General features: G+C 68.6%; 21 protein-coding genes. 14 read left to right on the top strand and 7 right to left on the bottom strand.

Going from position 1 to position 24730, the window contains the following annotated elements; translation table 11 throughout:
* Positions 1-39: 39 nt before the first annotated feature.
* The 4 genes from ACFWP0_RS04015 to ACFWP0_RS04000 are packed head-to-tail and all read right to left on the bottom strand — an operon-like array spanning position 40 to position 3781.
* Positions 40-2175, bottom strand: a complete 2136-nt coding sequence (locus ACFWP0_RS04015; RefSeq protein WP_377839852.1) for a TonB-dependent receptor — start codon at positions 2173-2175, stop codon at positions 40-42.
* Between the two features lie 48 nt (positions 2176-2223).
* Positions 2224-2628, bottom strand: coding sequence for a DUF2946 domain-containing protein (locus tag ACFWP0_RS04010; RefSeq protein ID WP_377839851.1), 405 nt, complete (start codon positions 2626-2628; stop codon positions 2224-2226).
* Positions 2629-2686: 58 nt separating this feature from the next.
* Positions 2687-3400, bottom strand: coding sequence for an MgtC/SapB family protein (locus ACFWP0_RS04005; protein WP_377839849.1), 714 nt, complete (start codon positions 3398-3400; stop codon positions 2687-2689).
* Between the two features lie 39 nt (positions 3401-3439).
* Positions 3440-3781 carry a hypothetical protein gene (locus ACFWP0_RS04000; RefSeq protein ID WP_377839848.1) on the bottom strand — a complete coding sequence of 114 codons (342 nt, stop codon included), beginning with the start codon at positions 3779-3781 and terminating at the stop codon, positions 3440-3442.
* An 811-nt stretch (positions 3782-4592) separates the two neighbouring features.
* Between ACFWP0_RS04000 and ACFWP0_RS03995 the strand changes: the two genes are divergently transcribed.
* From ACFWP0_RS03995 to ACFWP0_RS03935, 13 genes are all read left to right on the top strand, one after another.
* Positions 4593-6170, top strand: a complete 1578-nt coding sequence (locus ACFWP0_RS03995; RefSeq protein WP_377839846.1) for a TerC family protein — start codon at positions 4593-4595, stop codon at positions 6168-6170.
* A 423-nt stretch (positions 6171-6593) separates the two neighbouring features.
* A complete protein-coding gene (locus ACFWP0_RS03990) occupies positions 6594-7046 on the top strand; it encodes a hypothetical protein (protein WP_377839845.1) in 453 nt (150 codons plus the stop codon).
* A gap of 249 nt (positions 7047-7295) precedes the next feature.
* The gene (locus tag ACFWP0_RS03985; protein WP_377840463.1) at positions 7296-8276 is read left to right on the top strand and encodes a transporter; all 981 of its coding nucleotides are present in this window, start codon (positions 7296-7298) and stop codon (positions 8274-8276) included.
* 78 nt (positions 8277-8354) lie between these two features.
* Positions 8355-9518: a formylglycine-generating enzyme family protein gene (locus ACFWP0_RS03980; RefSeq protein WP_377839844.1), complete on the top strand. Its 1164-nt coding sequence runs from the start codon at positions 8355-8357 to the stop codon at positions 9516-9518.
* A 52-nt stretch (positions 9519-9570) separates the two neighbouring features.
* Positions 9571-10542 carry an AAA family ATPase gene (locus ACFWP0_RS03975; RefSeq protein WP_377840462.1) on the top strand — a complete coding sequence of 324 codons (972 nt, stop codon included), beginning with the start codon at positions 9571-9573 and terminating at the stop codon, positions 10540-10542.
* Positions 10543-10549: 7 nt separating this feature from the next.
* Positions 10550-11509 carry a DUF58 domain-containing protein gene (locus tag ACFWP0_RS03970; protein WP_377839842.1) on the top strand — a complete coding sequence of 320 codons (960 nt, stop codon included), beginning with the start codon at positions 10550-10552 and terminating at the stop codon, positions 11507-11509.
* Positions 11506-12006 (top strand): DUF4381 domain-containing protein, encoded by a 501-nt coding sequence (locus tag ACFWP0_RS03965; protein ID WP_377839841.1) that lies wholly within the window; start codon positions 11506-11508, stop codon positions 12004-12006. The genes ACFWP0_RS03970 and ACFWP0_RS03965 overlap by 4 nt, the downstream gene beginning before the upstream one ends.
* Positions 11993-13027: a vWA domain-containing protein gene (locus ACFWP0_RS03960; RefSeq protein ID WP_377839840.1), complete on the top strand. Its 1035-nt coding sequence runs from the start codon at positions 11993-11995 to the stop codon at positions 13025-13027. The genes ACFWP0_RS03965 and ACFWP0_RS03960 overlap by 14 nt, the downstream gene beginning before the upstream one ends.
* Positions 13012-14610 (top strand): VWA domain-containing protein, encoded by a 1599-nt coding sequence (locus ACFWP0_RS03955; RefSeq protein ID WP_377839839.1) that lies wholly within the window; start codon positions 13012-13014, stop codon positions 14608-14610. Before ACFWP0_RS03960 ends, ACFWP0_RS03955 begins: the two co-directional genes overlap by 16 nt.
* The gene (locus ACFWP0_RS03950) at positions 14607-15995 is read left to right on the top strand and encodes a hypothetical protein (RefSeq protein ID WP_377839837.1); all 1389 of its coding nucleotides are present in this window, start codon (positions 14607-14609) and stop codon (positions 15993-15995) included. Before ACFWP0_RS03955 ends, ACFWP0_RS03950 begins: the two co-directional genes overlap by 4 nt.
* Positions 15992-17008 (top strand): HAD family hydrolase, encoded by a 1017-nt coding sequence (locus tag ACFWP0_RS03945; protein ID WP_377839836.1) that lies wholly within the window; start codon positions 15992-15994, stop codon positions 17006-17008. Before ACFWP0_RS03950 ends, ACFWP0_RS03945 begins: the two co-directional genes overlap by 4 nt.
* 61 nt (positions 17009-17069) lie before the next feature.
* Complete coding sequence (locus ACFWP0_RS03940; RefSeq protein ID WP_377839833.1) at positions 17070-18707, top strand: arylsulfatase; 1638 nt, start codon at positions 17070-17072, stop codon at positions 18705-18707.
* 116 nt (positions 18708-18823) lie between these two features.
* Positions 18824-21361 carry a fused MFS/spermidine synthase gene (locus ACFWP0_RS03935; RefSeq protein ID WP_377839832.1) on the top strand — a complete coding sequence of 846 codons (2538 nt, stop codon included), beginning with the start codon at positions 18824-18826 and terminating at the stop codon, positions 21359-21361.
* A 4-nt stretch (positions 21362-21365) separates the two neighbouring features.
* On the opposite strand, the gene ACFWP0_RS03930 is transcribed toward ACFWP0_RS03935, so the two are convergent.
* The 3 genes from ACFWP0_RS03930 to ACFWP0_RS03920 form a co-directional block, all read right to left on the bottom strand.
* Positions 21366-21821: a hypothetical protein gene (locus ACFWP0_RS03930; protein ID WP_377839830.1), complete on the bottom strand. Its 456-nt coding sequence runs from the start codon at positions 21819-21821 to the stop codon at positions 21366-21368.
* 248 nt (positions 21822-22069) lie between these two features.
* The gene (locus ACFWP0_RS03925; RefSeq protein WP_377839829.1) at positions 22070-22714 is read right to left on the bottom strand and encodes an FMN-dependent NADH-azoreductase; all 645 of its coding nucleotides are present in this window, start codon (positions 22712-22714) and stop codon (positions 22070-22072) included.
* On the bottom strand, positions 22711-23157 hold the full coding sequence (locus ACFWP0_RS03920) for a GNAT family N-acetyltransferase (RefSeq protein WP_377839827.1): 447 nt from the start codon (positions 23155-23157) through the stop codon (positions 22711-22713). Before ACFWP0_RS03920 ends, ACFWP0_RS03925 begins: the two co-directional genes overlap by 4 nt.
* A gap of 126 nt (positions 23158-23283) precedes the next feature.
* On the opposite strand from ACFWP0_RS03920, the gene ACFWP0_RS03915 reads away from it, so the two are divergent.
* Positions 23284-24708: a PLP-dependent aminotransferase family protein gene (locus ACFWP0_RS03915; RefSeq protein WP_377839826.1), complete on the top strand. Its 1425-nt coding sequence runs from the start codon at positions 23284-23286 to the stop codon at positions 24706-24708.
* The last annotated feature ends 22 nt before the right edge of the window (positions 24709-24730 follow it).

Genomic DNA, 24730 nt, shown 5'->3' with positions numbered 1-24730 from the left:
CTTGTATTCCGATCCTGGCCTTCGTCAGCCCCCGACGCCTCAGAACCGGTAGTTGGCGCTCAGTTCCACGCGCCGGCCTTCGCCCAGCAGCCATTGCGTCTGGTTGTAGTAGGCGGTCTCGGCGTACTGCCGGTCGAACACGTTGAAGGCGCGCAGGGCCAGGCTCAGGTCGCGGCGCGCCTCCCATTGCAGGGCCAGGTTGGTGGTGGTGTAGCCCGCCATCTCGATCCGGTTGGCGGCGTCGGCGTAGCGCTTGCCCACATAGCGCACGCCCGCGCTGGCGGTCCACTGGGGCGCGAACTTCCAGCTCACCCAGGCATTGGCCACGCGTTCGGGCACGTCGGTGGGAACATTGCCGCTGCGCGACACGCTGGTCCCGTTGACCGATTCGCTGAAGTCGTCATAGCGGGCGCGCAGCGCCACCGCGTTCAGGTCCACGCGCCACGCCGGCGTCAGCTCGACGCTCAAGGTGGCCTCCACGCCGCGCGAGGACTGCTCGCCCACCTGGATGCGCAGCGCGGGATCGTTCGGGTCGCGTGTCACCAGGTTGTCTTTCCGGATGTGATAGGCCGCGAACGTCCACTGGCCCTTGTTGTCCCAGAACACCTGCTTCACGCCCACCTCGATCTGCTTGCCCTTGGAGAGCTCGAAGTTCTTGTTGGCCGGCGACAGCAGCAGCAGGCTGCCGATCGGATCGGCGGCCTGCGCGTACTGGCCATAGACGGACAGCGTGGGCAATACGTCGTAGACCGTGCCGACCCGCCAGCCCACGTTGTTGAACGTGGTCCGGTAGGCCGTCTGGTCGCTCACCAGGTCGCGCCGCTTCAGGTCGATGTGGTCGTAGCGCAGCCCGGCCAGCAGCGACCACCGGGGCGTCAGCATCAGGCGGTCTTCGGCGAAGAGCGCGTACTGGCTGGCGGTATTGCGGTAGCGCGGAGTGGTGCCGGCCACGTTGATGAAGCGTCCGTGGTCCGGGTCCCACGGGTCCACCAGCGAGGTCCCGGCGTAGGGCGAATTGTTGGTGTGCTTGAGCGAGGCCCGGTTCAGCTCAAAGCCCACCGCCACCTTGTTCGCCAGGCCCAGTAGATGGCCGTCGAAGGTGGCGTCGGTGATGGCGCCGGCCTGCTCCTGGTCGTGGCGGATGTCGGTATAGCCGCTGCGCTCGATCATCGAGGCGGAGGTCCAGGCGTAGTTCTCCGCGTTGCGGTAGTCGCGGTCGCTGCCAATGTAGTACACGCGGCTCCTGACCTGGGTGGAAGCGTTGGGCGACCACTCCGCCTTCAGTTCGCTGCGGCTGTCGCGGTAGATGATCTTGCTGTCGGCCACGTTGTAGTTCTGGTGGCGCAGGCCGTAGTCCATCGTCCCGTCCCTTAGCGGCGTGCCGAAGTAGCGCGTGGGCTCCTGCCAGGCCAAGGCCTGCGTCAGCGTGAAGTTCAGCTCGGGCGACACATCCAGCCGCAGCGCCGCGGTGATGGCGGCGTCGCGAGAATCGCCCAGGCTGATGCCCGAATCGGTGTGGTTGCCGCTGACGTCCAGCCGGTACGACCATTTTTCATCCAGCGCGCCGCCGCTGCCGAAGCCCAGCCGCTGCGTGTCGTGGGTGCCCACCGTGGCCTGGATCTCGTTTTCGATCGGCCCGCGCGTGGGCTTCTTGGGGATCACGTTGACCACGCCGCCGATGGCGCCTTCGCCATACAGCACCGAAGCGGGGCCGCGCAGCACTTCGATGCGGTCCACGGCCCACGGGTCATAGATGAAAGTCTGGCCGACGCCGCCGTACTGGCGCACGCCATCGTAGAGCTGCGCGATGGAATTGGAATCGGTGAAGCCGCGCGACGACAGCGACGACCCGCCGTTGCCCGGATGGCGCATGGCGCTGATGCCGGCGGCTTGCGTGATGGCGTCGGTAACGGTCACGGCGCCGCGCTCGCGCAGTTGCTCGTTGCTGATGATTTCGATGCTTGCAGGCGTCTCGAACGGGGTCAGGCCCAGCAAGGTGCCGGTGGCGGCGGTCTCCAGCAGCGTGAGGGGCGGGGCGTCGCCCGATACGGAGATGCTGGGCAGGGTGGCGACGGGCGCCGGTTGCGCATGCAGCGCGGGCGTGAAGGCGAGCGCGGTCCAGATGGCCGCGCGCCGCTTCAGGACGCGGCGCGTCCTGGCGGAAATGGAAGGCATGAGTACTCTCGGTAAGCTAAGAATTGCCGCGCGCAGGCGGCGCGATGTCTAGCGCAATACCGGAAGAGAGGGCGGGGCGCGGGCGCCTAATGGCGCGCCGGAAACGGAGCCGTCGGCCACGCGGGGCGGCGCCCGGGCGGCCAAGGGGTGCGCCATGATGGAGGCCGCCGCGGCGAGCAGCACAGGCGAAGGCGGCAGCGACACCGCGGCAAGCGCCGCGCCCATCGGGCAGCTTGCGGCCTGCGCCGCGTGGCGCTCGTCGGGCGCGCTGTCCGGCTTGGCGGGGCCCGCCACCCAGATCGGGCCGGCCGCCGAACAAAGCTGGATCAGCGTGCCGCTTTGCTGGGTCGCGGGCATGAAGCCCTGCGGCACCATCGCCTTCAACACGAACAAGGCCAGCACGAGCCAGAGGCTCGCGGCGTTGCAGGTCAAGGAAGAAGGGCGGCTGCGCATGATCGGCGCCCATTCTAAATCGTTTCCGCGCCAGCGTCCCGGGACGCCGCGCGAAAATCTATACCGTGCGCGCGGCCCAGAACGCGGTGCGCACGGCGGGCGAGGCGGCGATGCTCGCCGTCACGCGGTCCAGGTCCAGCTCGTCCACCGACGCTTCGCTCAAGGCCGCCTCGATCTCCACCTCGTTCTCGCCGAACTGGTCGATCTTCAGTTCCGACAGGGGCAGCTGCTCGGCGTCCAGCACGTCTTCCAGCACGTTCATGGCGGCCTGGCGCTGCTCCACATTCGCGATGACGTGTATCACCGTCGTGACCTCGGTGGTCTGGGCGTCGACCGGCTGGCGGTTGACGTAGCTGACCACCGGGCGCAGCAAGGTGTTGGCCGCCAGCACGAAGGCGGTCGCGGCGACGGCCTCCAGCATCAGCGATGCGCCCGCGCACGCGCCGATGGCGGCGGACCCCCACAGCGTGGCCGCCGTGTTCAGGCCGCGGATGCTGCCGCCTTCGCGCATGATGGCCCCGGCGCCCAGGAACCCGACGCCCGACACCACATAGGAAATGACGCGCGCGCCGCCGTCCGCGCCGCCCACGCGGAACGCCATGTCCACGAAGATGGCCGCGCCCACCGCCACCAGCACATTGGTGCGCAGCCCGGCCGTGCGCTGCCGGAACTGGCGTTCAAAGCCCACGATGGCGCCCAGCACGAAAGCCGTCAGCAGGCTGACCAGCGTATTGGCCAGGGCAAGGGTTTGGATGTTCTCGAAGTTCTTCATGACTGCTCTCTCTTTACTGCATTGCGGGTAGCGCCGGCGTCAGGCCGGCAGCACGGCCAGGGCCGCGCCGTTGTCGTTTGCCCAATACACCCGCCGCACGTCCGGGCTCTGGCCCAGGCGCAGCGCGACGGCGCCGAGCCGCCCGCGCAGGTCCGGCGGGCAATGCAGCGTGACGACGGTGGACGCCAGCTCGCCGGATTCCGCGCGCGAGATGCGCACGGCCTGCACGCGCAGGCCCAGGTCCTGCAGCTCGTAGTAGAGCTGCTTGCGCATGGCGTTCAGCGTGCCGCTGACGCTGACGATGGTGAAGTGATAGAGAGGCGCGGCCGGCTTAGGCGCGGCCGGCTTAGGCGCGGCCGGAAAGATTTGCTTGATGTGCATGGTCGTCTCCTGGGGGAGTACGGTGGAAGGTCCACATGCATGCGCCGCCATGCCGGCCGGACACGGGCGCAAGAAGGCCCGCGCATCGCGCCGGTAAGCAGTAGGGGGAGAGGGCTGGCGGCCCGTGTCCCGACCGGAGTCGGGAACGGCGCCGGATAGCCGGGTCCTGGCTTTAGGCAGGACCGGCGCGGAAAACTACCGCGGATCCTGCGTCAAGCGGCGCTTGCAGTCGTGTTGCGACTACATCCGTCGTTGTCCACATTGATCTCTTGAAGTTTGAAAGTGCGGCGAGTATAGCGGCGGCCTAGGGTAAACACCAAGAAAAAATTCGCTTGGCCTTGGGCGGCGGACTCGCGTAATAGGTTCGCGGCAAGACGATGCCGGCGCCGATACGCAGGGAGCCAAGGGCGCGCCGTGTGCGGGTTCGTCCGGATCGCGCCAGAACCGGTTTCAGGTATTATTCAGTTTCCCGTAAGAAAGAGAGCACGGCGGGTGCTCCGACCCATTGCTGCCCCGGCAGCCGGACCCATCCGCCAACTATGACCGTAGACCCACCCCCTAGTAGCAGGGCGCCGCAACCTCGCCGGCGCCCGATGCCCCCTTCCAGTATTGCCGCGGCAAAGGCGCTCCGCCTGCCCGCCGTTTCCCTCAGCGCCATCGCGGCCACGCCGCGCCCGGGCTGCCGCGCTCCGCCGCCGGCCGCCAGGCTGACCCGCGCCCGTCCGCCACGCCCGGCCCGCGCGCCCGACGCATTCCCTTCTTTCCTGCGCCGCGCACCTGCGCGCCCGCTCACGTTTTCCGTGGAAACCTGATGATTTTCGATTGGATGTCCGACCCCACCGCCTGGCTCGGCCTGGCGACCCTGGTCGTGCTTGAGATTGTGCTGGGCATCGACAACCTGGTGTTCATCGCCATCCTGGCGGACAAGCTGCCGCCCGAACAGCGCAACCGCGCGCGCCTCATCGGCCTGACGCTGGCGCTGGTCATGCGCCTGGGCCTGCTGGCCAGCATCGCGTGGGTGGTGACGCTGACGGCGCCGCTCTTTACCGTGCTGGGCGCGGAGATTTCAGGCCGCGACCTGATCCTGATCCTGGGCGGCATGTTCCTGCTCTTCAAGGGCACGATGGAGCTGCACGAACGCGTGGAGGGCAGCGCCAGCCAGGAGTCCGGCCAGAAGCCGCAGCATGCCGTGTTCTGGCAGGTGATCCTGCAGATCGTGGTGCTGGACGCGGTGTTCTCGCTGGACTCGGTCATCACCGCCGTGGGCATGGTGCAGGACCTGAGCATCATGATGATCGCCGTGGTCCTGGCGATGGCCGTCATGATGCTGGCCAGCCGCCCGCTGATGGCCTTCGTGGGCCGCCACCCCACGGTCGTGATCCTGTGCCTGGGCTTGCTGTTGATGATCGGTTTCAGCCTGGTGGCCGAAGGCCTGGGGTTCCATGTGCCCAAGGGCTACCTGTATGCCGCCATCGGCTTCTCGATCCTGATCGAACTGTGCAACCAGCTTGCCCGCCGCAACCGCGCCCGCGGCACCCATGCGCTGGGCCGCCGCCAGCGCACCGCGCAGGCGGTGTTGCGGCTGCTGCGCGGTGGCCGCGCCGGCCAGGCCGGGCCGCAAGTGGATGAAGTGGTGGCCCTGGTGGACGGCGTGGGCGACGGACCCGCCTTCGCGCCCGAGGAAAGCTCGATGATCGAGCGCGTGCTGTCGATCGGCATGCGCGACGTCCGGTCCATCATGGTGCCGCGCGGCGGCATGATCTGGCTGGACGTGGCCGACACGCCCGACGCCATCGTCCGCAAGTTCTCCAGCGGCCACTCGCGCCTGCCGCTGTGCGCGGGCGACGCGGCCAACGTGCTGGGCGTGCTGCACTTCAAGGACGTGCTGCCCCTGCTGCAAAACCCCGGCCCCATCGACCTGGTGGAACTGGCGCGCGAGCCGCGCTACGTCATGGAGACCACGCCGGTGCTGAAGGTGCTGGACGAGCTGCGCGCCTCGCGCGACCACATGCTGATCGTCGTGGACGAGCATGGCGTCTGCGAAGGCCTGGTCACGCCCATGGATGTACTGACGGCGGTGGCCGGCGATCTGCCCGAACACAGCGAAGACCAGCCCGAGGCCTTGCAGCTGTCGGACGGTTCCTGGTTGCTGGAGGGGCGCCTGTCCGTGGACGAGGCGGCGCGCCTGCTGGAGGCGCCGGCCCTGGCGGACGACTATCCGGACGCGACGCTGGCCGGGTGCCTGCTGCGCGCCGGCGGCCGGATTCCGGACGCGGGCGACACGGTCCTGCTGCGCGACTGGGGTTTTGAAGTGACCCGGCGCGACGGCCTGCGCATCGATCAGGTGCATGCGCGCCCGATCCGGCAGGAGGCCGTGCAGTCCGGCTAATTCGGGATAGGCACATTATTCGCAGCGGGAATACCCATTCGGTATTCCCGCTGTTTTTTTGCAACACGAGAACCGGAAAATCGGACCCGCCACAGAGGGAACAACGCGCGAATATTCATCGCGACGCGATGCTTTGGCAAAACAGCACCTGTGTGCGAAGATTGCAGCAGATATTCCTTTATTGCTTACCGCATTAATAATTACGAATAGATACTCGGCACGACGGCAGGTCTTTGCATTTTGTTATTCCTTGTTGGAGTGCAACGCATGGGCGGTACGAAGTCAGCGAGAAAGCGTAACGGCAGGAAATGGATCGCGGCGCGGCTGGTAGTTGGGGCGCCGCTGTGTTTATCGGCGGGCGTTCAAGCGCAATCGGCGGACGACGCCAACAAAAGCAATAACCCGCTGAATCTGGCGGCCTCATTGAATTTCCAGAATTACTACACGCCGAAGCTGTTCGGCAGCAACGCGCATACCAACGATTTTCTGATTCGCCCGACGATTCCCATCGCGCCTGGCGACCTCGTGGGCGTGCCGCAGATACTCCGCGTGACCGCGCCCATCAGCACCCGGCCGCAGGCCGACGGCGGCTACAAGACCGGCCTGGGCGACATCAACGTGTTCGACATATTTTTGTTGAAGCAGGGCGCGGTGGATGTGGGCGTGGGGCCGATGCTGACCATGCCCACCGCCACCAGCAGCGAACTGGGCGCCGGGAAATGGTCCGCCGGCCTGGCCGGCGTGGCGGTGCACAGCAGCAAGGAAGGCCTCCTGGGCGCGCTGGTCGAGTGGCAGCATTCCTTTGCGGGGCAGAGCCAGCGCGACACCGTGCACACCGCCACGCTGCAGCCTTTCCTGATCCGCAACCTGCCGTAGGGCTGGTACCTGCGCTCCACCGGCACCTGGACTTTCGACCTGCAGCGCAGCAACTACTACATACCCGTCGGCCTGGGCGCGGGCAAGGCGTGGCGCGTAGGCAAGAACATCTTCAACGCGTTCGCCGAGCCGCAATGGACGGTGGCGCACAAGGGCGAAGGCCTGCCGCAATTCACGCTGTTCGCCGGATTGAACATCACGTTCGGCCATTGACCGCACTGGCGCCATTAGGGTTTGAGGGAAGCAATGATGTCGATAGGCTCGCGCCGCGATTCCAGGCGCAACACATTTGTTCCATGGCTGGCCGCGGCGCTGCTGGCGGCGCCCGGCGCTGCCTGGGCCACCGAAGGAGCGCTGGGCCGCCAGATCACCGGCACCAATGTGCAGCCCAACGCGGGCATTGTTTCGCCGGAGCCCATCTGGGCGGTCAACTTTGCGCAGATCTATCTGGACGGCAACATCGGCGGCAGCCGCGAGGTCCCCGTCGGCGGCCGGACTTCGCTGGGGCTGGACGGCAAAGTGGCGTTCACGCTGGCCACGGTGCTCAAGACCTGGGACACCGGAACAGGGCGCTGGAACTTCGCGTCCAGCTTCACCTTGCCCTACGTGTGGACGAAAGTGAACTCCACGGTGACCGGGCCGGGCGGACGGCAGGCGGGCGAAAGCGACACCGCGTCCAACCTGTTCGACATCTATTTCTCGCCCATCATCGCCGGCTACCATTTTTCCGAAACCTCGCACATGGCGCTCAGCCTGAATATCTGGGCCCCTACCGGCAAGTACAACGCCAATGACATGGCGAACCCCAGCCTGAACAACTGGACCTTCATTCCGCAGGCGGCCTACACCAAGATCTTCCCGGACGCGGGCTTTCAGCTCGACACCGTGGCAGGCGTGCAGTTCTACACGCGCAACAACGCCACCGATTACCGCAACGCGCCCATCTTCAGCATGGACGTGATGGGGCGCAAGACCTTCGGCAACGGTGTCGCCGCGGGCCTGATCCTGGGCACCATCCAGCAGCTGGGCGACGACAAGGGGCCCACGGCCGACCGGCTCAACGGCTTCAAGGGGCGGGACTGGGCGCTGGGTCCGATCGTGACCTACGACAGGAAGCTGGCGAACGAACGTTCGCTTTCGCTGAGCCTGCGCTGGGTGCCCACGATCAGCAGCACCAACAGGCTGGACAGCAACAGCACGTTCATGGGCACCGCGACGCTGGTGTTCTGAGCGGGATTGACACACGGGCTGTCCGCGCGCCGCGCCGGACAGCGGTCTGTTCGATTTTCTTGATATCGGGTGACTGATATGGCGAAGCAAGCACAATCCAAGGCGCGCCTGGTCGGCGCATTGCTGTTGGGCGGGGTGGCGCTCGGCGTGGCCGCCAGCGCGGCCTACCTGGTTCTGGGCGAGGACGCCGGACCGCAACCGGTGAAGGTGGTGCTGGGCGACGGCAAGAGCGGGCCGCCCGGCATGGCCTGGGTGCCGGGACGCGAGTTCCTCATGGGCAGCAGCCACAAGCTGGCGCAGCCCAATGAGATGCCGGCGCACAAGGTATCGGTCAGCGGTTTCTGGATGGACGTGAACGACGTGACGAACGCGCAGTTCCGCCGCTTCGTCGAGGCGACGAGCTACGTCACCACCGCCGAACAGAAGCCCAGGTGGGAAGACCTGAAGGTGCAGCTGCCGCCCGGCACGCCGCGCCCGGACGACGGCCTGCTGGTGCCGGGCGCCATGGTGTTCGTCGGCACCGCCTCCGAAGTCTCGCTGCGGGACTACTCGCGCTGGTGGCGCTACGTGGCCGGCGCGAACTGGCGCCATCCGCAAGGCCCGGGCAGCTCCATCGCGGGCAAGGACGACCATCCCGTCGTGCAGGTCTCGTACGAGGACGCGAAGGCCTACGCCAAATGGGCCGGCAAGCGCCTGCCCACCGAAACCGAATGGGAGATGGCGGCGCGCGGCGGCCTGGAGCAGGCCACCTATACCTGGGGCGAGGAACTGCAGCCCCAGGGCAAGGCCATGGCCAACATCTGGGATACCCAGCAGAAGCAGCCTTTCCCGGTCGTGAAGGACGAAAAGGTGCAGGTCGGCACGCTGCCGGTAGGCAGCTTCCCGCCGAACGGCTATGGGCTGTACGACATGGCGGGCAACGTATGGCAATGGACGTCGGACTGGTACCGCGCCGACGCCTTCAAGATCCAGGCCCAGTACCGCCGCCCGCCGGCGGACCCCGCGGGGCCGGCCGACAGCTTCGATCCCGACGACGGCATCGTGCCGGTCGGCGCGCCCAAGCGCGTGACCCGCGGCGGTTCGTTCCTGTGCAGCGACACCTATTGCATCAGCTACCGCACCAGCGCCCGGCGCGGCACGGACCCCATGAACGGCATGTCGCATCTGGGCTTTCGCACGGTAATGACGAGCCAGCAATGGAAGCTTGCCCAGACCAGCAAGAGTGGCGTCGCCAGCCGCTGACGCACACCGGCGGACGGAAGCCTCCGTCCGCGGCACAGGAGAGGAAATGCCGATGGTCAACCGCGACAGCATCCTGGAGTTGGAACGCGCCATGGCGCAAACCGTGCTCGGCCAGGATGGGGTGATACGCGAGGTGCTGCTGGGCTTGCTGGCAGACGGCCACGTCCTGCTGGAAAGCCTGCCCGGCCTGGCCAAGACGCGCACCGTCAAGGCCCTGGCCGCGCATCTGGCGGCCGACATGAGCCGCATCCAGTTCACGCCCGACCTGCTGCCGTCGGACATCACCGGCGCAGAGGTGCTGCAGCAGGATGCGCAGGGCAACAGCCGCATCCAGTTCCAGCAAGGGCCGCTGTTCGGCAACCTGATCCTGGCCGACGAGATCAACCGCGCCCCGGCCAAGGTGCAGGCCGCGCTGCTGGAGGCCATGGAGGAACGCCAGATCACGGTGGCGGGAACCACCCACCGCATGCCCGGGCTCTTCATGGTGCTGGCCACCCAGAACCCCATCGAACAGGAAGGCACTTATCCCTTGCCCGAGGCGCAGATGGACCGCTTCCTGATGAAGATCGTGCTGGACTATCCGGACGCCGACAGCGAAGCGCGCATGCTGGCGCTGGTGCGCGGCGAGTCGCGGCAGGACGCCGCGCCCGCCGAGGTCCGCCTGACGCAGGAGGCCCTGTTTGCCTGCCGGGATGAGATCAATCGCGTGCATGTGTCGGAGGCGCTGGACCGCTATCTGGTCGACCTGGTCAACGCCACCCGCCATCCCGCCGCCTACGACGCCGATCTGGCGCGCTGGATCCAGGTCGGCGCGAGCCCGCGCGGCGCCATCGCGCTGGACAAGGTGGCGCGCGCCCGCGCCTGGCTGGCGGGGCAGGACTACGCCTCGCCCGACGACGTGCGCATCGCCGCCAAGCCCGTGCTGCGGCACCGCCTGCACTTGAGCTATGACGCGGTCGCCGACGGCATCCAGCCCGACCAGGTCATCGACAAGCTGCTGGACGCCGTCGCCGTCCCCGTCTGAGACCGCCATGCCAGCCGCCACCCTTGCTCCCGACGTCCATGTCCGCATCGCTGACCTGATGGCGCTTGAGCCGGCGGCGCGCGGCCTGCGGTTCTCCAGCCGGCAGCCGGTCAACAGCATCCTGGCCGGCCAGCACGGCTCGCGCCTGCGCGGACGCGGGCTGGACTTCGAGGAGCTGCGCCGCTACCTGCCCGGCGACGACTTGCGGCAGCTGGACTGGCGCGCCTCGCAGCGGCTGGGCAAGCCCTATGTCCGCACCTACAGCGAAGAGCGCGACCGTCCGGTGCTGGTGGTGGTGGACCAGCGCATGGGCATGTACTTCGGCTCGGTGCGCAGCTTCAAGTCGGTGGTGGCGGCGCGGGTGGCCGCCATGTCCGCCTGGATGGCGTTCCTGGCGGGCGACCGGGTCGGCGGGCTGGTGTTCAGCGACGCCGGCATCGACAGCGTGCGCCCCTTGCGCAGCCGCGAACGCATCCAGGCGCTGTTCGCCGCCATTGCGCGGCGCAGCCAGTCCATGAGCGCGGACCAGCCCGACGTGGACGCCTCGGAGCGCCTGAACGAAGCGCTGGAGGGCGCGCTTGCGCACGCGCCGCACGATTGCCTGATCTGCCTGATCAGCGATTTCGCGGGCGCGGACGACCAGACCCTGCGCCTCCTGCGCACGGTGGCCGCGCACAACGACGTAATCGCCACGCTGGTGTACGACCCCCTGGCGCTGCGCTTGCCGCTGCATGGCCGGCTGGTCGTGACGCAGGGCGAGCTGCAGGTGGAACTGGCGGCGGACCGGCAGCAGGTGCGCCAGCCGCTGGCGGATTTTTTTGCCGGGCGCCTGCATGACGTGGCCCAGATGCTGCGCCGCAGCCGCGTGCCGCTCCTGTCCATCGACACGGCGGACGACACCGTGGCGCAGCTGCGCCGCGAACTGGGGCGCCAGTCGGCGATGCCTGGGGCAGGGAGCCGCCGATGAGCGCGGACGCCTTGCCCTCCGTGGACCAGCTTCGACAACTGCCGCTGCCCGAGCCGGTGAGCTATTGGCCCCAGACCTGGGGCTGGCTGGTTCTGCTTGCGCTGGCGGCCGCGGTGGCGGGCTGGACCGCGTGGCGCCTCGTGCGCCGCCACCGGCGCAACCGCTACCGCCGCGAAGCACTGCGCCGCCTGGAGGCCATGCGCCTGGCCGCGCAATCCGACCCGCTGGCCGCGCGGGACCTGCCCGGCCTGCTCAAGCGCGTCGGCCTGTCGGCCGTGGACGAAACGGCGCGGGCGGAGGTGGGCGCGCTGGCCGGTCCGCAATGGGCGGCCTGGATGGCGCGCACCGGCGGCGATTTTCCCGCCGACGCCGACGCCATGCTGCGGGCGCTGGCCTATGCGCCGCCGGAAGCGGTCCGGGCCATCGCGCCCGCGCGCCTGCAGCAGCTCTTCGCCGCAAGCCGGCAGTGGATGGAGCGGCATCATGTGGCGGCTTGAATATCCGTGGCTGCTCGCGCTGCTGCCGCTGGGGTGGCTGGCCTACCGCTATCTGCCGCCCTATGTGCAGCGCCGCGGCGCGTTGCGCATTCCCTTCTTCGAGTCGGTGGCGCGCAGCGCGGGGCAGTCGCCGCAGCGCCCCGGCGTGCGCCGCGACCGCTGGCAGACGGCGCTGAACGCGCTGGCGTGGGCGCTGCTGGTGGTGGCGCTGGCCCGGCCGGAGCGCGTCGAGCCGCCGCTTGAACACCGCCAGCCCGTGCGCGACCTGCTGCTGGCGCTGGACATCTCCCAATCCATGGAGACCGAGGACTTCGTCGACCCCGCGGGCAAGCGCGAGGACCGGCTCACGGGTGTGAAGTCCGTGGTGTCGGACTTCATCGCCCGCCGCAAGGACGATCGCCTGGGCCTGATCGTGTTCGGAACGGCCGCCTATCCGCAGGCGCCGCTGACGCAGGACCACGCGGCCCTGAACCTGCTGCTGGGCCAGGTAAGCACCCGCATGGCCGGCCCCAACACGGCCATCGGCGATGCCATCGGAGTGGCGATCAAGCAGTTCGAGCACGCGGCCGAGCGCGACAAGGTCCTGATCCTGCTGACGGACGGCAACGACACCGGCAGCGCCGTTCCGCCGGATCGCGCCGCGGAGATGGCCGCCGCGCGCCACATCGTCGTCCACACCATAGGCATCGGCGACCCCCAGGCGCAAGGCGAAGAGAAGGTCGACTTCGATGCGCTGCGCCGGATCGCCGGCAAGACCGGCGGACGTTTTTTCTCCGCGCAGGACCAGGCGTCGCTGCGGCAGGTGTACGCCACGCTGGACCAGATCACCCCCCACGAGGTGCGGGAGCTGCGGCACCAGCCCAGGCAGGATTTTTTCTGGGTGCCGCTGGGCGCGGCGGTGGCGCTGTCGGCGGCCTGGCATTTGGCCGCGGCCCTGCGCGGGCGGTGGAGCGGCGGCCGGAACACACCGGAGAGCCCGATGGCGGCGGACCCGAAGGAGGGCGCATGGAAGTCGACCTGAGCGCCTTTCATTTCCTGCGCCCGTGGTGGCTGCTGGCGATTCCGCTGGCCGCGCTGCTGCTATGGCTGCGCCGGGCCGAAGGCGGCCGGCTGGGCTGGCGCAGCAGCATCGCGCCGGCGCTGCTGCCGTACCTGATCGTGGATGCGCAGGGCAGCCGGGGCCCGCGTCCCGTCCATGCCCTGGCGGCCTTGCTGGCCGTGGGCGGCATCGCGGCGGCGGGGCCGACCTGGCAGCAGGATCGTCCGGCCTTCCTGGACAACCAGGCTCCGCTGATCGTAGCCGTGGACCTGTCGCCGTCGATGGACGCCACGGACATCCCGCCCAGCCGCCTGGGCGCCGTCAAGCACAAGCTGCACGACCTGCTGGCGCGGCGCGCCGGGGCCAAGACCGGCCTGATCGCCTACGCGGGTTCGGCGCATCTGGTGCTGCCGCCCACGGACGATCCCGCCTTGCTGGACATGTTCATCCAGGCGCTGTCCACGGATCTGATTCCCACCCCGGGCAAGGACGCCGCGGGCGCCATCGCGCTGGCCGCGCCGCTGCTGCGGGACGGCCAGGCCGGCGGCACTTTGCTGCTGGCGACGGACGGCGCCGATGCGCGCCAGCTCCCAGAGATCGAGCAATTGGCCAAGGGCAATGCGTTCCAGATCCTGGTGTGGGCGGCGGGCGCCGCCGACGGCGGGGTCTTGCGCGACGCCCGCGGCCAGCCGAGAGTGGACGCGCAGGGCAAGCCGCTGCTGGGCGCCTTCGACGCCCAGGGCTTGAAGCAGCTGGCCCAGGCCGCGCGCGCGCCGCTCGGCAGCCTGAGCCTGAACGAGGACGACCTGGATTGGATCACCCTGCATGCGCAGCGCCATTTCCGCGAGGTGCAGGACAAGGACCAGCCCTTGAACTGGAAGGACGCCGGCTACTGGCTGTGCTGGCCGCTGGCCCTACTGGCGCTGCTGGGCCTGCGGCGCGGCTGGAACGTGAACTGGACGGCCGGCTTGCTGCTGGCCTGGGGCGCGGGCGTCTATCCGCCCACGGCGAACGCCGGCCCGCTGGCCGATGCCTTCTTCACCCCGGACCAGCAAGGCCGCTGGGCCTATGAGCACAAGCGCTTTGCGGATGCGGCGGCGCGCTTCCAGGATCCGTACTGGAAGGGGCGCGCCGCGTACGACGCGGGCGATTACCAGGCCGCGCTGGGCGCCTTCGCCAGATTGGATACCCCCGAGGGCTACTTCTACCTGGGCAACACGCAGGCCCGGCTGCGGAGGTACGACGCGTCCCTTGCCGCCTATGACCAGGCCCTGCGCCTGCGCGCCGACTTTCCCGAAGCGCGGTTCAACCGGGACCTGGTGGCCAGGCTGCAGGCCGCGATCGAAAGCGAGCAAGAGGACGACGACCAGCAACAGCCCGACGACGTCAGCTTCGACAACAAGAAGGGTGCAGGGAAGATGATGCAGGCGCCGGTCGCCCAGGCCGCGTCCGACGACGTGTGGCTGCGCAACCTGAGCCTGTCGCCAGGCGGCTTCCTGAAGCAGAAATTCGCCATCGAGGACGCGAGGAAAACGGCCGCGCCCGCGGCGGGAGCGCGCCCATGAATAGGCTGTCAATCGCGCTGCGCTGGGTGTTGCTGCTGCTGTCCTTGTCCGCCGCGCCGGCCGCTGCGCAAGGCGCCGATCCGGGCCCCCAACTGAGGGTCGAGGCGCGCATGGCGTCCCCCGGCGACCTGATGGTGGGCGCCACAGGCGCCTTGCAGGTCGACGTGCTGACCTCCACATGGTTCACCCAGCCGCCGGAACTGCCCGCCCTGGATATACCCGGCGCGCTCGTCTCCGGTCCTTCCGGCCAGGCCACGATCATCCGCGCGACGATAGACGGCGTGGCGTACAACGGCCTGCGGTTTGCGTATCTGGTGAGTCCGGCGGCGGCGGGCGCCTTGCGCATTCCCGCCATCAGGGTCAGCGCCCAGGTCGGGCAGTCCGCATCGCCGCTCGCCGCGCAAACGCAGCCGCTGGAGGTCCGCGCCGCCGGGCCGCCGGGCGCGACGACCGGCCGCGTGCTGGCCGCGGCCTCGGTCGAGGCCACCCAGGAAGTGCAGTATTCCGCCCGGCCGCCCGCCGTCGGCGACCATGTCAGCCGCGTCATCACGCAGCAGGCCCAGGGCGCGCAAGCCATGCTGATCCCGCCGCCCGCAACGCCCGCCGTGCCGGGCTTGAAGCGGTATCCGTCCGAACCCGTGCTGACGCAGCTGTCCGACAGCCGCGGCGGCTTCCTGGGCGGGCAGCGAGTGGACCGCATCGACTACGTGGTGGAACGCGCGGGCGCCTACGAACTGCCCGCGGTGGATATCCGCTGGTGGAACGTCGCGACGAACCAGGAAGAACATCTGGTCCTTCCGGCGCAGCGCTTCGAGGCCCGGGCCGGCGCCGCCTACCAAGCGCCGTTCTCGGTGGAGCAGGACCTTCGCGACATGGGCCGCCAGGTGCAGGTGCGCATTCCGGGAGGCTGGCTGACGCTGGCCGCCGTGGCGACCGTGGCGGCGCTGGTCGCCTGGCTGGGCGCGCCATGGTGGCGCCGGGCGCGGGCCTGGCTGCTGGCGCGCCTGGCCGCGCGCCACAGCCGCTGGCTGGCTTCGGAGCGCCACGCCGCGCTGGCGCTGCGCCGGGAGCTGGCCCGCCCGGACAATCGCCTGGACGCCCTGTACCTGTGGCTGCGCCGCAGCCGCCGCGCCGTGTCGCTGGCGCAGGCAACAGCTGGCTTGAGCCCCGCCTTGCGGCAGGCGGGCGCGGATGCGCTGCGCGATTGCTACGGGCCCCAAGCCGATGCGCCGCGGGGGTTCCGCGGCTTGCGGCAGGCTGTTCCGCAATGGCGGCGCGCGTTCCTTCAAGCCGCCGCGCCGGTCCGCGCGTACCGCCTGCTTCCTTTGAATCCCCCCGCGCCGGACGGCGGCGGCCATTCCGCGCCTACAGGAGATCGGCAATGAACGTGTCATTCCACCATGTGCAGCTATTGCGTGCCCGGCGCTGGCTCGCCTTCCTGATCCTCCTGATGCTGGCCAGCGTGGCGGGCGCGCAGACGCCGCTGCCGTCCTGGAACGAGGGGCCGTCGCGTCAAGCCATCCTGGAGTTTGTCGAGGCGGTCACGAAAGAGGGCGGTCCGGACTATGTCGCGCCCGCGGACCGCATTGCCGTGTTCGACAACGACGGCACGCTGTGGAGCGAACAGCCGCTGTACTTCCAGCTGATCTTCGCGCTGGACCAGGTGAAGGCGATGGTGCCCCAGCACCCGGAATGGGCAGAGGAGCAGCCCTACAAGGCCGCCATCGAGGGCGACCGCCAGGCGCTGGCGGCGGCCGGCACCGAAGGCCTCTTGAAGATCGTGGGAGTCACGCACACCAACATGACCACCCAGGCCTTCACGGACGAGGTCAGGCAGTGGGTCAAGACCGCCACGCACCCCCGCTTCAAGCAGCTCTACACCAGCCTGATCTACGCGCCCATGCGCGAACTGCTGGACTACCTGCGCGGCAACGGCTTCAAAACCTACATCGTGTCGGGCGGCGAAGTGGAGTTCATGCGCGCCTGGGCGCAGGACGCCTACGGCATTCCGCCCGAGCAGGTCATCGGCACCACCTTCGTCACGGAATTCAAAATGCAGGACGGCAAGCCGGTGCTGATGCGCACGCCCAAGCTGGACTACAACGACGACGGCCCGGGCAAGCCGGTGTCCATCAACAAGTTCATCGGCCGCCAGCCCATCTTCGCCTTCGGCAACTCGGACGGCGACCTGCAGATGCTGCAGTGGACGGCGGCGGGCAGCGGCAAGCGCTTTGCCGGCCTGGTCCATCACACGGACGCCAAGCGCGAATGGGCCTACGACCGCGAGTCCAAGATCGGGCGCCTGGACAAGGCCTTGGACGAGGCAACGCAAAAGGGTTGGGTAATCGTGGATATGGCAAAGGAGTGGAAACGGGTTTTCGCATTTGAAACTCAGTAGGAACAAGCAGTGGTTCGTTTACGTGAACGGGTTTTGTCCGCGAGGGCAAGGAGATGAAGCGATGAACGCAAGAAAACTGTTGAGCGCGGCGCTTTTCGCCGTGACGGGCCTGGCGGCCCTGGGAAGCGCGCACGCGCAGACCCAGGCCCCGCCGCCCAAGCAGGGCCAGGCCGAGGCTTCCGGCAAGAAGCCCAACATCCTGGTGATCTTTGGCGACGATATCGGGCAGACCAATATCAGCGCCTATGGCCTGGGGGTGGTGGGCTACCGCACGCCCAACATCGACCGGATCGCCAAGGAAGGCGCCATCTTCACGGACTACTACGGCGAGAACAGCTGCACGGCCGGACGGTCCTCGTTCATTACCGGCCAATCGCCGCGGCGCACCGGCCTGTCCAAGGTCGGCGCGCCGGGCGCCGAAGTCGGCCTGCAAAAGGGCGACATCACGATCGCGGAGGCGCTCAAGGCCCAGGGCTACAACACGGCCCAGTTCGGCAAGAACCACCTGGGCGACAAGGACGAGTACCTGCCCACCCGCCACGGCTTTGACGAGTTCTTCGGCAATCTGTATCACCTGAACGCCGAGGAAGAGCCGGAACGTCCTTACTGGCCCAAGGACCCCAACGACCCTTACGTGAAGAACTTCTCGCCGCGCGGGGTGGTCAAGGCGTCGGCGGACGGCAAGGTCGAGGACACCGGCGCGCTCACGAAAAAGCGCATGGAAACCATCGACGACGAGACGGTGGGCGCGGCGGTCGACTACATCGACAAGCACGGCAAGGGCGACAAGCCGTTCTTCGTGTGGATGAACACCACGCGCATGCACGTCTACACCCACATCCGGCCGGAGAACAAGGGCAAGAGCGGCATGCCCGGCAACGACTACGCCGACGGCATGCTGGAGCACGACGAGGATGTCGGCAAGCTCCTGAAGAAGCTGGACGACATGGGCATCGCCGACAACACCATCGTGGTGTACACGACAGACAACGGCCCCAACCAGTGGAGCTGGCCGGATGCCGCCACCACGCCGTTCCGCAGCGAGAAGGACTCGAACTGGGAAGGCGCGTTCCGCGTGCCGGCGATGGTCCGATGGCCAGGCAAGATACCCGAAGGCCAGATCAAGACCGGCATCGTCTCGGGCATGGATTGGTTTCCGACCCTGCTGGCGGCCGCGGGCGATACGTCCGTTAAAGACCGTCTGCTCAAGGGATGGACGCCTCCGAACAATCCCACCAACTTCAAGGTCCACCTCGACGGCTATAACCAGCTTGATTATCTGACCGCCAAGTCGGACAAGAGCGCACGCGACGACTTCTATTACTTCAATGACGACGGCTCGCTGGTCGGCATGCGCTTCGGCGACTGGAAGGCGGTGTTTTGCGAGCAGCGTGCGCCGGGCAACCTCAATATCTGGCAAGAGCCTTTTGTCTGCTTGCGGCTTCCGAAGATCTTCAATCTGCGCATGGATCCCTACGAGCGCGCCGACATCACCTCCGATCAATACAACGATTGGCTGGGGAAGAACGCGTATCTGACGGGTATTGCGACGATGAAGGCCTCGGAGTTCCTGCAAACCTTCGTGGCATATCCCCCGAGTCAGCGGCCTGCCAGTTTCAGTGTGGATCAGGTGCAAAGGGAGGTGGATAAGTCCATCGAGAAGCACTTCGAAGAGATGGAAAAGCAGAAAGCGAAGTAACGAGTGATCCCGGCGCCGGCAGGGCGCCAGGAAAAACCGGGCGGCGCGCGTCGCGCCGCCCGGCAACACGCTAGAGGAACGGCGTAATGGGCATGGAGGCAGGTGAGGTGGCGGCAATGAAAGGCCTGGACGCGCAAGCGGCGCGGGACGGCGCGGGAACCTTGACGACGTCGCGGCCGGCGGCCTTGCTGTTCCTGTCGGGCGCGGCGGCGCTGGTCTTCCAGGTGTTGTGGATCAAGCAGTTGTCGCTGGTGGTCGGCGTGGAGGTCAGCGCGATCGCCGGCGCGGTCAGCGCGTTCTTCCTGGGCCTGGCGCTGGGCGGCTGGGTGCTGGGCCGGCGGGCGGACCGCCTGCGGCGGCCGCTGCGGTTTTATGCCTTGCTGGAAGCCGCGGTCGCGGTGTCCTGCGTGGCCGTGACCTGGGCGCTGGCGCACAGCGCGGCCCCTTTCGTCGCGGTCGAGGCGCGCAGCGGCGCGGCCGCCTGGCTGCTGGTCGGCCTGGTCGTGGCCCTTCCTTCCTTTCTGATGGGCGGCACCTTGCCGGTGCTGCTGCGGGCGGTCAACCGGCAGGACGGCGGCGCCAGCCGCCGGGGCGGAATTCTCTACGCCGCCAATACCTGCGGCGCGATCCTGGGCGCCTTGCTGCCCGCTTTTTTCCTGATCCCGCGCTTCGGCGTGCAGGGCGCGGCTTTGGCCGCGGCCGGCCTGAACCTGCTGGCCGCCCTGGGCGCATGGGCGCTGGACCAGAAAGCGGGCGAGCCCGCCGTGCCGGCCGCCGCCCGCGAGGCCTCGCGCCCGCTGTCGGGCGAAGCGCGCCTGGCCGTGGCGCTGTACGCCGTGGCGGGCGGCATCGCGCTGGGCTACGAAGTGATCTGGTCGCAGATGATCGTGCCCTTCATGAGCACGCGCGCCTTCGCGTTCGCCATCGTGCTGGCCACCTACCTGACGGGGCTGGCGATCGGCGCGGCGCTGTACTCGCGTGTCGCGCACCGCGTGCGCCATCCCTCGACCGTGTTCGGGGCGCTGATCGCCGGGGCAGGGCTGATCGCCGTGCTGGAGGTCGCGGTGCTGGGCAGGTGGCTGATCGTGGCGCAGACCTACGCCGAAGCCGCGATTGTGCAATGGACCGGCAGCGCATTCGCCGGCATGTGCGCCCGCTTTGCCGTGGCGGCGGCCAGCTTTGTGCTGGCGCCCACGCTCTTGCTGGGCGCGGCGTTTCCCGCGGTGCTGCGCATCGCGGTGGGCGGCCAGCGGGTGGGGCGCGAGGTCGGCGCCGTGCTCGCTTGCAATACCCTGGGCGGCATCGCCGGCACCTTGCTGACGGGCTTCGTGCTGGTGCCCGCGCTGGGGCTGGTGCGCAGCCTGGGCATCCTGGCGGCGCTAGCCGCCCTGGTGGGCGCCGCGGCGGCGTGGCGCGGATGGCGCGGCGGCGCGGCCGGGTCAGGCGCAACAACGAGCGGCTGGATCACGGGCCTGATCGGCCTGGCGACGCTGGCCGTGGCCGTCACGGCGCGGGCGGACCAATTTGCGCGCCTGTTGCCGGGGGCCAGCGGCGCAGGCCTCGTGTTCTACGAAGAAAGCCACGGCGGCACCGTGGCCGTGGTGGAGCCGGCGGGCAACGGCAACCGGTTTCGCCGCCTCTATATCCAGGGCGTGTCCAATTCGGGCGACGCCATGCCGTCGCTGCGCTACATGCGCTTGCAGGCGCTGCTGCCGCTGATCGTCCACAACGGCGAGCCGCGCTCCGCGCTGGTGGTGGGCTTTGGCACCGGCATCACCGCCGGCGCGCTGTCCCAGTACCGGCCGCTGGAAAAGCGCGTGGTGGCCGAACTGCTGCCGGCCGTGCTGCGCGCGGGATCCAGTTTCCAAGGCACGTATCAGGCCATCAGCGACCCGGGGCTGGAAAAGCGCGTGCAGGACGGCAGGCGGGCCCTGCAGGCCAGCGCAGAGCGCTGGGACCTGATCACGCTGGAACCGCCGCCGCCGTCCGCGGCCGGCGTGGTCAACCTGTACTCGCGCGACTTCTACGCGCTGGCCGCGAGCAGGCTGGCTCCCCAGGGCATCGTGGCTCAATGGCTGCCCCTGCCCACCCAGAACGAAGAGGACACCCGCGCCCTGGTCGCCAGCTTCATCCAGGTCTTCCCGCACGCGCAGCTCTGGACGAGCGAGCTGCATGAGATGCTGCTGGTCGGCTCGCTTGACCCCCTGGTGCTGGACGCGGCGAAAATCGAGGCGCGCTACGGCCAGCCCGACACCGCCGCGGCCCTGAAGGCGGTGGGCATCCCGTCGGCGGCCGCGCTGCTGTCCACCTGGGTCACCGACCGCGCGGGCCTGGCCCGTTTTGCGGGCGACACGCCGGCGGTGACGGACGACCGCCCGGGCATCGAGTACGCCACCTGGGTGCGGCCCCGCGAAATCACCCGCGTGCTGCCCCGCATGCTCGCCTTGCGGACCGAACCGCCCTTGCGCGGCGCATCGGATGCCTTGCGCGCGGACATGGAGCTTGAGCGCGCGCGGCTGGACGCTTTCTATCGCGCATCGCTGGCCGCCTATGTGGGCGACCGGGAAACCTGGGGCAGGGAACTGAACAGGGTCGCCCGGGACGACGGCGACAACGCGTACTACCGGTGGTTCATGGCAGGGGCGCGGAAATAGGCGTTCAGCTGCAGATGCGCCGCCACGGCGCAATGCCATGCGGCGAACAGTAGCCTGGGCAAGGAGTGGCGATGGACACGCCGCTCTGGCAGCGCAGCTCGGGCGCCTTGTTGCCATAGGGCACGGAGCCCTTGCAGTCGCAGCTGGCAAGCCCGGCGCCGGACGGCAGGCCTTTGATCGCCTCGGGCTCGGGGCTGGGCTTGGGTTTGGCCTTGGCGGGCGGCGGGGCTTGCGACGGGGCAAGCGCCTGCGGCCTGGACGGCTCGTTGCCCTCGTCGACGACGCCGCGCACCTTGGCCGCGGGCATGTTGCAGGACTTGGCGATCGATTTGACCGACCGGCCCTCGTTCGCCATCGCAGCGATCTTCTTGTCGCTGCATGCCGCGTCGGCGTGCGGGATGGGCAGGACGAGGAGGGCGAGAACAGCGGCGGCGAACAAGCCCGGTCTATGCAACGTCATGGCACGCCTCCAACACAAAAATCCGGATCGGGAAATACTCCGTAGTCTGTATGACGGGACAGGTTTGCGGGCTAGCGTAGAGCCCGCGATTTGCCAGTGTCAATGCGGCCCGATTAAATAGAAAAGGGTGCGTCAGGCCCTGCCCATGCAGGCAGGTAATGCCTGCGGGGTGCTTGTTGACCATGCGGCGAAAGTGCATGGTAAGACGGGCACGATAAGAAAACACTACGCCGCATGCAGTCGCCCGTTCAGGCGATAAGGGACTCCGCGCGGGCATTGGCGGTGAACGCGTGCGCGGCGATCCTGGCCTCGGCCCTGGCCCGCGCCGCGCGCAGCGCTTCATCGCCGCGCGCCGTTCCTTCCACCGTGAAGAAGGTCACGTCGTGCAGTCCTATCGTTCCCAGCACGTGCTTCAGATACGGCGTCAGGAAGTCGGGCTGGCGCGCCGCATCGCCCGAGAACTCGCCGCCCGAAGAGATGGCCACATAGACGGGGCGATCCGCCAGCGTGCCGACCTTGCCTTCGGGGGTGATCTTGAAAGTGCTGCGCACGCGCACCACGTGATCGATCCAGACCTTCAGCGACGAGGGCACCGTGAAGTTGTGCATCGGCGTCGCGATGACGATGTGGCTGGCGTTTTGCAGGGCGTCGATCAGCTCGCCGGATTGCCGCAGCGCGCCGCGGCCGAGGATCTCGGCGGACGGGTCCATCGGCGCGCTCAGCGCGGCGGCGTAGTCGCGGTCGACATGGGGCAGGGCCGCCGCGTCGAGGTCGGTGACGCGGGGGCCCGGGCTGCCGAAGGAGGCGCACAGGCGGTCCACCAGCCGTTGCGACAGGCGATAGCTTTCGGAGGCGCGGCCTCGGGGGCTGCAGATGATGCGCAGGATGTTCATGCGGTAGGGGTTTCCAGAATCTTGCTGAATCGGATGGCGCTGGTGAGCAGGCCTTGGCGGAAATAGAAGCGCTGTGCCAGCGCATTGGACAGGCCGGTATCCAGCACCAGCTTTACGCAACCGCTGCCGCGGGCGACGCCGTCCAGATGCTCCAGCAGCCTGGCGCCCCAGCGGTCGCCGCGGCGGCCGCTGGCCACCACCAGGTCGTCCACGTACAGGAAGCGGCCGTAGACCAGGTTTTCCTGGAGCCGGTAGCCGGCCAGCGCCACCGCCTCGCCCTCGTGCATCGCGGCAAGCAGGCGATAGCGCTCCTGCCGCATGCGGGCGAGGCGCTCGATGAAATCCTCCTCCCGTTCCAGGTGGGGACGCAGCTCGCGCATCAGCGGCAGGCAGGCGCGCAGTTCTTCCGGAGTCTCTAGGTGGCGCAGGGCCGTTTCTGTCATGGATGTGTTCATTGGATAAGCGCTGAAAACCGGGCGGGCTCGAATGTCCCGCCCTTGAGTCAGCCGTCATGTTAAAAAGCACATGCCATCAGTTGAAGGGCCATAAAAGCAGTTCCGGACTATGCCATGATTCCCGCCCGCCCCGAAGGTCTGCTGACCTTATCCGATTCCAGCGGCGATCCGCTGTACCGCCAGGTCTACGAGCGCTTCCGCGGCGCCATCGCCGAGGGCACGCTGAAGCCGGGCGACCGCATTCCGTCGGTGCGCGCGCTGGCGAAGGACATCGGCGTGGCGCGCGGCACCATCGAGGTCGCCTATTCGCTGCTGGCCGCCGAAGGCTACATCCAGGCGCGCGGACAGGCCGGCACCATCGTCGCCCCGAATCTCCAGCCGCAGGCCCCGGCCGCGCCGGCTGCCGCGCCCAAGCCGCTCGCACGGCCGCAAGGCGAGTGGACGCATCACCCCACGCCCTTGCCGTTCCAGATGGGGCTGCCCGCGCTGGATGCGTTTCCGCGCAAGATCTGGGCGCGGCTCGGCGCGCGGCACCTGCGCAGCCTGCAGCCGCCGGACCTGGCCTATCCCGAGTCCAGGGGCTTGCTGGCGCTGCGCACGGCCACGGCGGCGTACCTGCAGGTGGCGCGCGGCATCCAGTGCGCGCCGTCGCAGGTGTTCATCACCTCGGGCTACAACAACACGATGCAGCTCGTCCTGCAGGCATTGTTCAAGCCCGGCGATTCGGTGTGGGTGGAGGACCCCGGCTATCCGCCCACGCGCGCGCAGCTGGCGCAGGCCGGCATGCAGGCCGTGCCCGTGCCGGTCGACGGCGAGGGCATGGTGGTGGAGGCGGGTATCGCCGCCGAGCCGCGGGCCCGCGCCGCGGTGGTGACGCCCGCGCATCAGAGCCCGCTATGCCTGTCTCTGTCCTTGCCGCGCCGCCAGGCGCTCCTGGACTGGGCCGAGCGCAGCAACGCCTGGATCGTCGAGGACGACTACGACGGCGAGTACCGCTACGTCGGCCGCCCCTTGCCGGCCTTGAAGAGCCTGGATCGCCAGGGACGGGTGCTGTATGCCGGCACGTTCAGCAAGGTGCTGTTTCCCGGCTTGCGGCTGGCCTATCTGGTGGTGCCGCAAGAGCAGGCGGCGCGCTTCGAGCGCCTGTGCGCGCTGCTGGCCGGAGGCGCGCCCGCGCTGACGCAGGGCATTCTTGCGTCCTTCATCAACGAGGGGCATTTTGGCCGCCACATCCAGCGCATGCGCCGGCTGTACAGCGACAGGCGCGATGCCACCGCGGCCGGCCTGTCGGCGGTGCTGGGCGCGCGCCTGCGCATCGAGCCGCAACCGGGGGGCATGCATCTGGTGGCGCGCATGGAAGGCCGCCAGGCCGATCGGGCGCTGGCGGCGCGCATGGTCGAAAACGGCCTGTACGCGCACGCGCTGTCGCGCTGGTCCGAGGCGCCGGACGCGCAGTCCGGCCTGTTGATGAGCTTCACCAACATCGTGTCGGCCGAGCAGGCCGAGCAACTGGCCCGCCGCATCCTGCAACTGATGTGAGGCGAGGGCGGGCCTGCCGGGC

Origin of the sequence: Achromobacter sp. NPDC058515 (assembly GCF_042721735.1) — a bacterium.
Lineage (GTDB): Bacteria > Pseudomonadota > Gammaproteobacteria > Burkholderiales > Burkholderiaceae_B > Achromobacter.
Note: the sequence above shows the minus strand (reverse complement) of the source record. Positions and strands in the feature narration are given on the sequence as shown.

Excerpts from the sequence above, each read along its gene's own strand:
- ACFWP0_RS03970 (WP_377839842.1), top strand. The coding sequence starts at position 10,550 with ATGCCAGCCGCCACCCTTGCTCCCGACGTCCATGTCCGCATCGCTGAC.
- ACFWP0_RS03985 (WP_377840463.1), top strand. The coding sequence starts at position 7,296 with ATGTCGATAGGCTCGCGCCGCGATTCCAGGCGCAACACATTTGTTCCA.
- ACFWP0_RS03965 (WP_377839841.1), top strand. The coding sequence starts at position 11,506 with ATGAGCGCGGACGCCTTGCCCTCCGTGGACCAGCTTCGACAACTGCCG.
- ACFWP0_RS04005 (WP_377839849.1), bottom strand. The coding sequence starts at position 3,400 with ATGAAGAACTTCGAGAACATCCAAACCCTTGCCCTGGCCAATACGCTG.
- ACFWP0_RS03925 (WP_377839829.1), bottom strand. The coding sequence starts at position 22,714 with ATGAACATCCTGCGCATCATCTGCAGCCCCCGAGGCCGCGCCTCCGAA.
- ACFWP0_RS03915 (WP_377839826.1), top strand. The coding sequence starts at position 23,284 with ATGATTCCCGCCCGCCCCGAAGGTCTGCTGACCTTATCCGATTCCAGC.
- ACFWP0_RS03955 (WP_377839839.1), top strand. The coding sequence starts at position 13,012 with ATGGAAGTCGACCTGAGCGCCTTTCATTTCCTGCGCCCGTGGTGGCTG.
- ACFWP0_RS03960 (WP_377839840.1), top strand. The coding sequence starts at position 11,993 with ATGTGGCGGCTTGAATATCCGTGGCTGCTCGCGCTGCTGCCGCTGGGG.
- ACFWP0_RS03940 (WP_377839833.1), top strand. The coding sequence starts at position 17,070 with ATGAACGCAAGAAAACTGTTGAGCGCGGCGCTTTTCGCCGTGACGGGC.
- ACFWP0_RS03935 (WP_377839832.1), top strand. The coding sequence starts at position 18,824 with ATGAAAGGCCTGGACGCGCAAGCGGCGCGGGACGGCGCGGGAACCTTG.
- ACFWP0_RS04015 (WP_377839852.1), bottom strand. The coding sequence starts at position 2,175 with ATGCCTTCCATTTCCGCCAGGACGCGCCGCGTCCTGAAGCGGCGCGCG.
- ACFWP0_RS03920 (WP_377839827.1), bottom strand. The coding sequence starts at position 23,157 with ATGACAGAAACGGCCCTGCGCCACCTAGAGACTCCGGAAGAACTGCGC.
- ACFWP0_RS03945 (WP_377839836.1), top strand. The coding sequence starts at position 15,992 with ATGAACGTGTCATTCCACCATGTGCAGCTATTGCGTGCCCGGCGCTGG.
- ACFWP0_RS03950 (WP_377839837.1), top strand. The coding sequence starts at position 14,607 with ATGAATAGGCTGTCAATCGCGCTGCGCTGGGTGTTGCTGCTGCTGTCC.
- ACFWP0_RS04010 (WP_377839851.1), bottom strand. The coding sequence starts at position 2,628 with ATGCGCAGCCGCCCTTCTTCCTTGACCTGCAACGCCGCGAGCCTCTGG.
- ACFWP0_RS03980 (WP_377839844.1), top strand. The coding sequence starts at position 8,355 with ATGGCGAAGCAAGCACAATCCAAGGCGCGCCTGGTCGGCGCATTGCTG.
- ACFWP0_RS03930 (WP_377839830.1), bottom strand. The coding sequence starts at position 21,821 with ATGACGTTGCATAGACCGGGCTTGTTCGCCGCCGCTGTTCTCGCCCTC.
- ACFWP0_RS04000 (WP_377839848.1), bottom strand. The coding sequence starts at position 3,781 with ATGCACATCAAGCAAATCTTTCCGGCCGCGCCTAAGCCGGCCGCGCCT.
- ACFWP0_RS03975 (WP_377840462.1), top strand. The coding sequence starts at position 9,571 with ATGGTCAACCGCGACAGCATCCTGGAGTTGGAACGCGCCATGGCGCAA.
- ACFWP0_RS03995 (WP_377839846.1), top strand. The coding sequence starts at position 4,593 with ATGATTTTCGATTGGATGTCCGACCCCACCGCCTGGCTCGGCCTGGCG.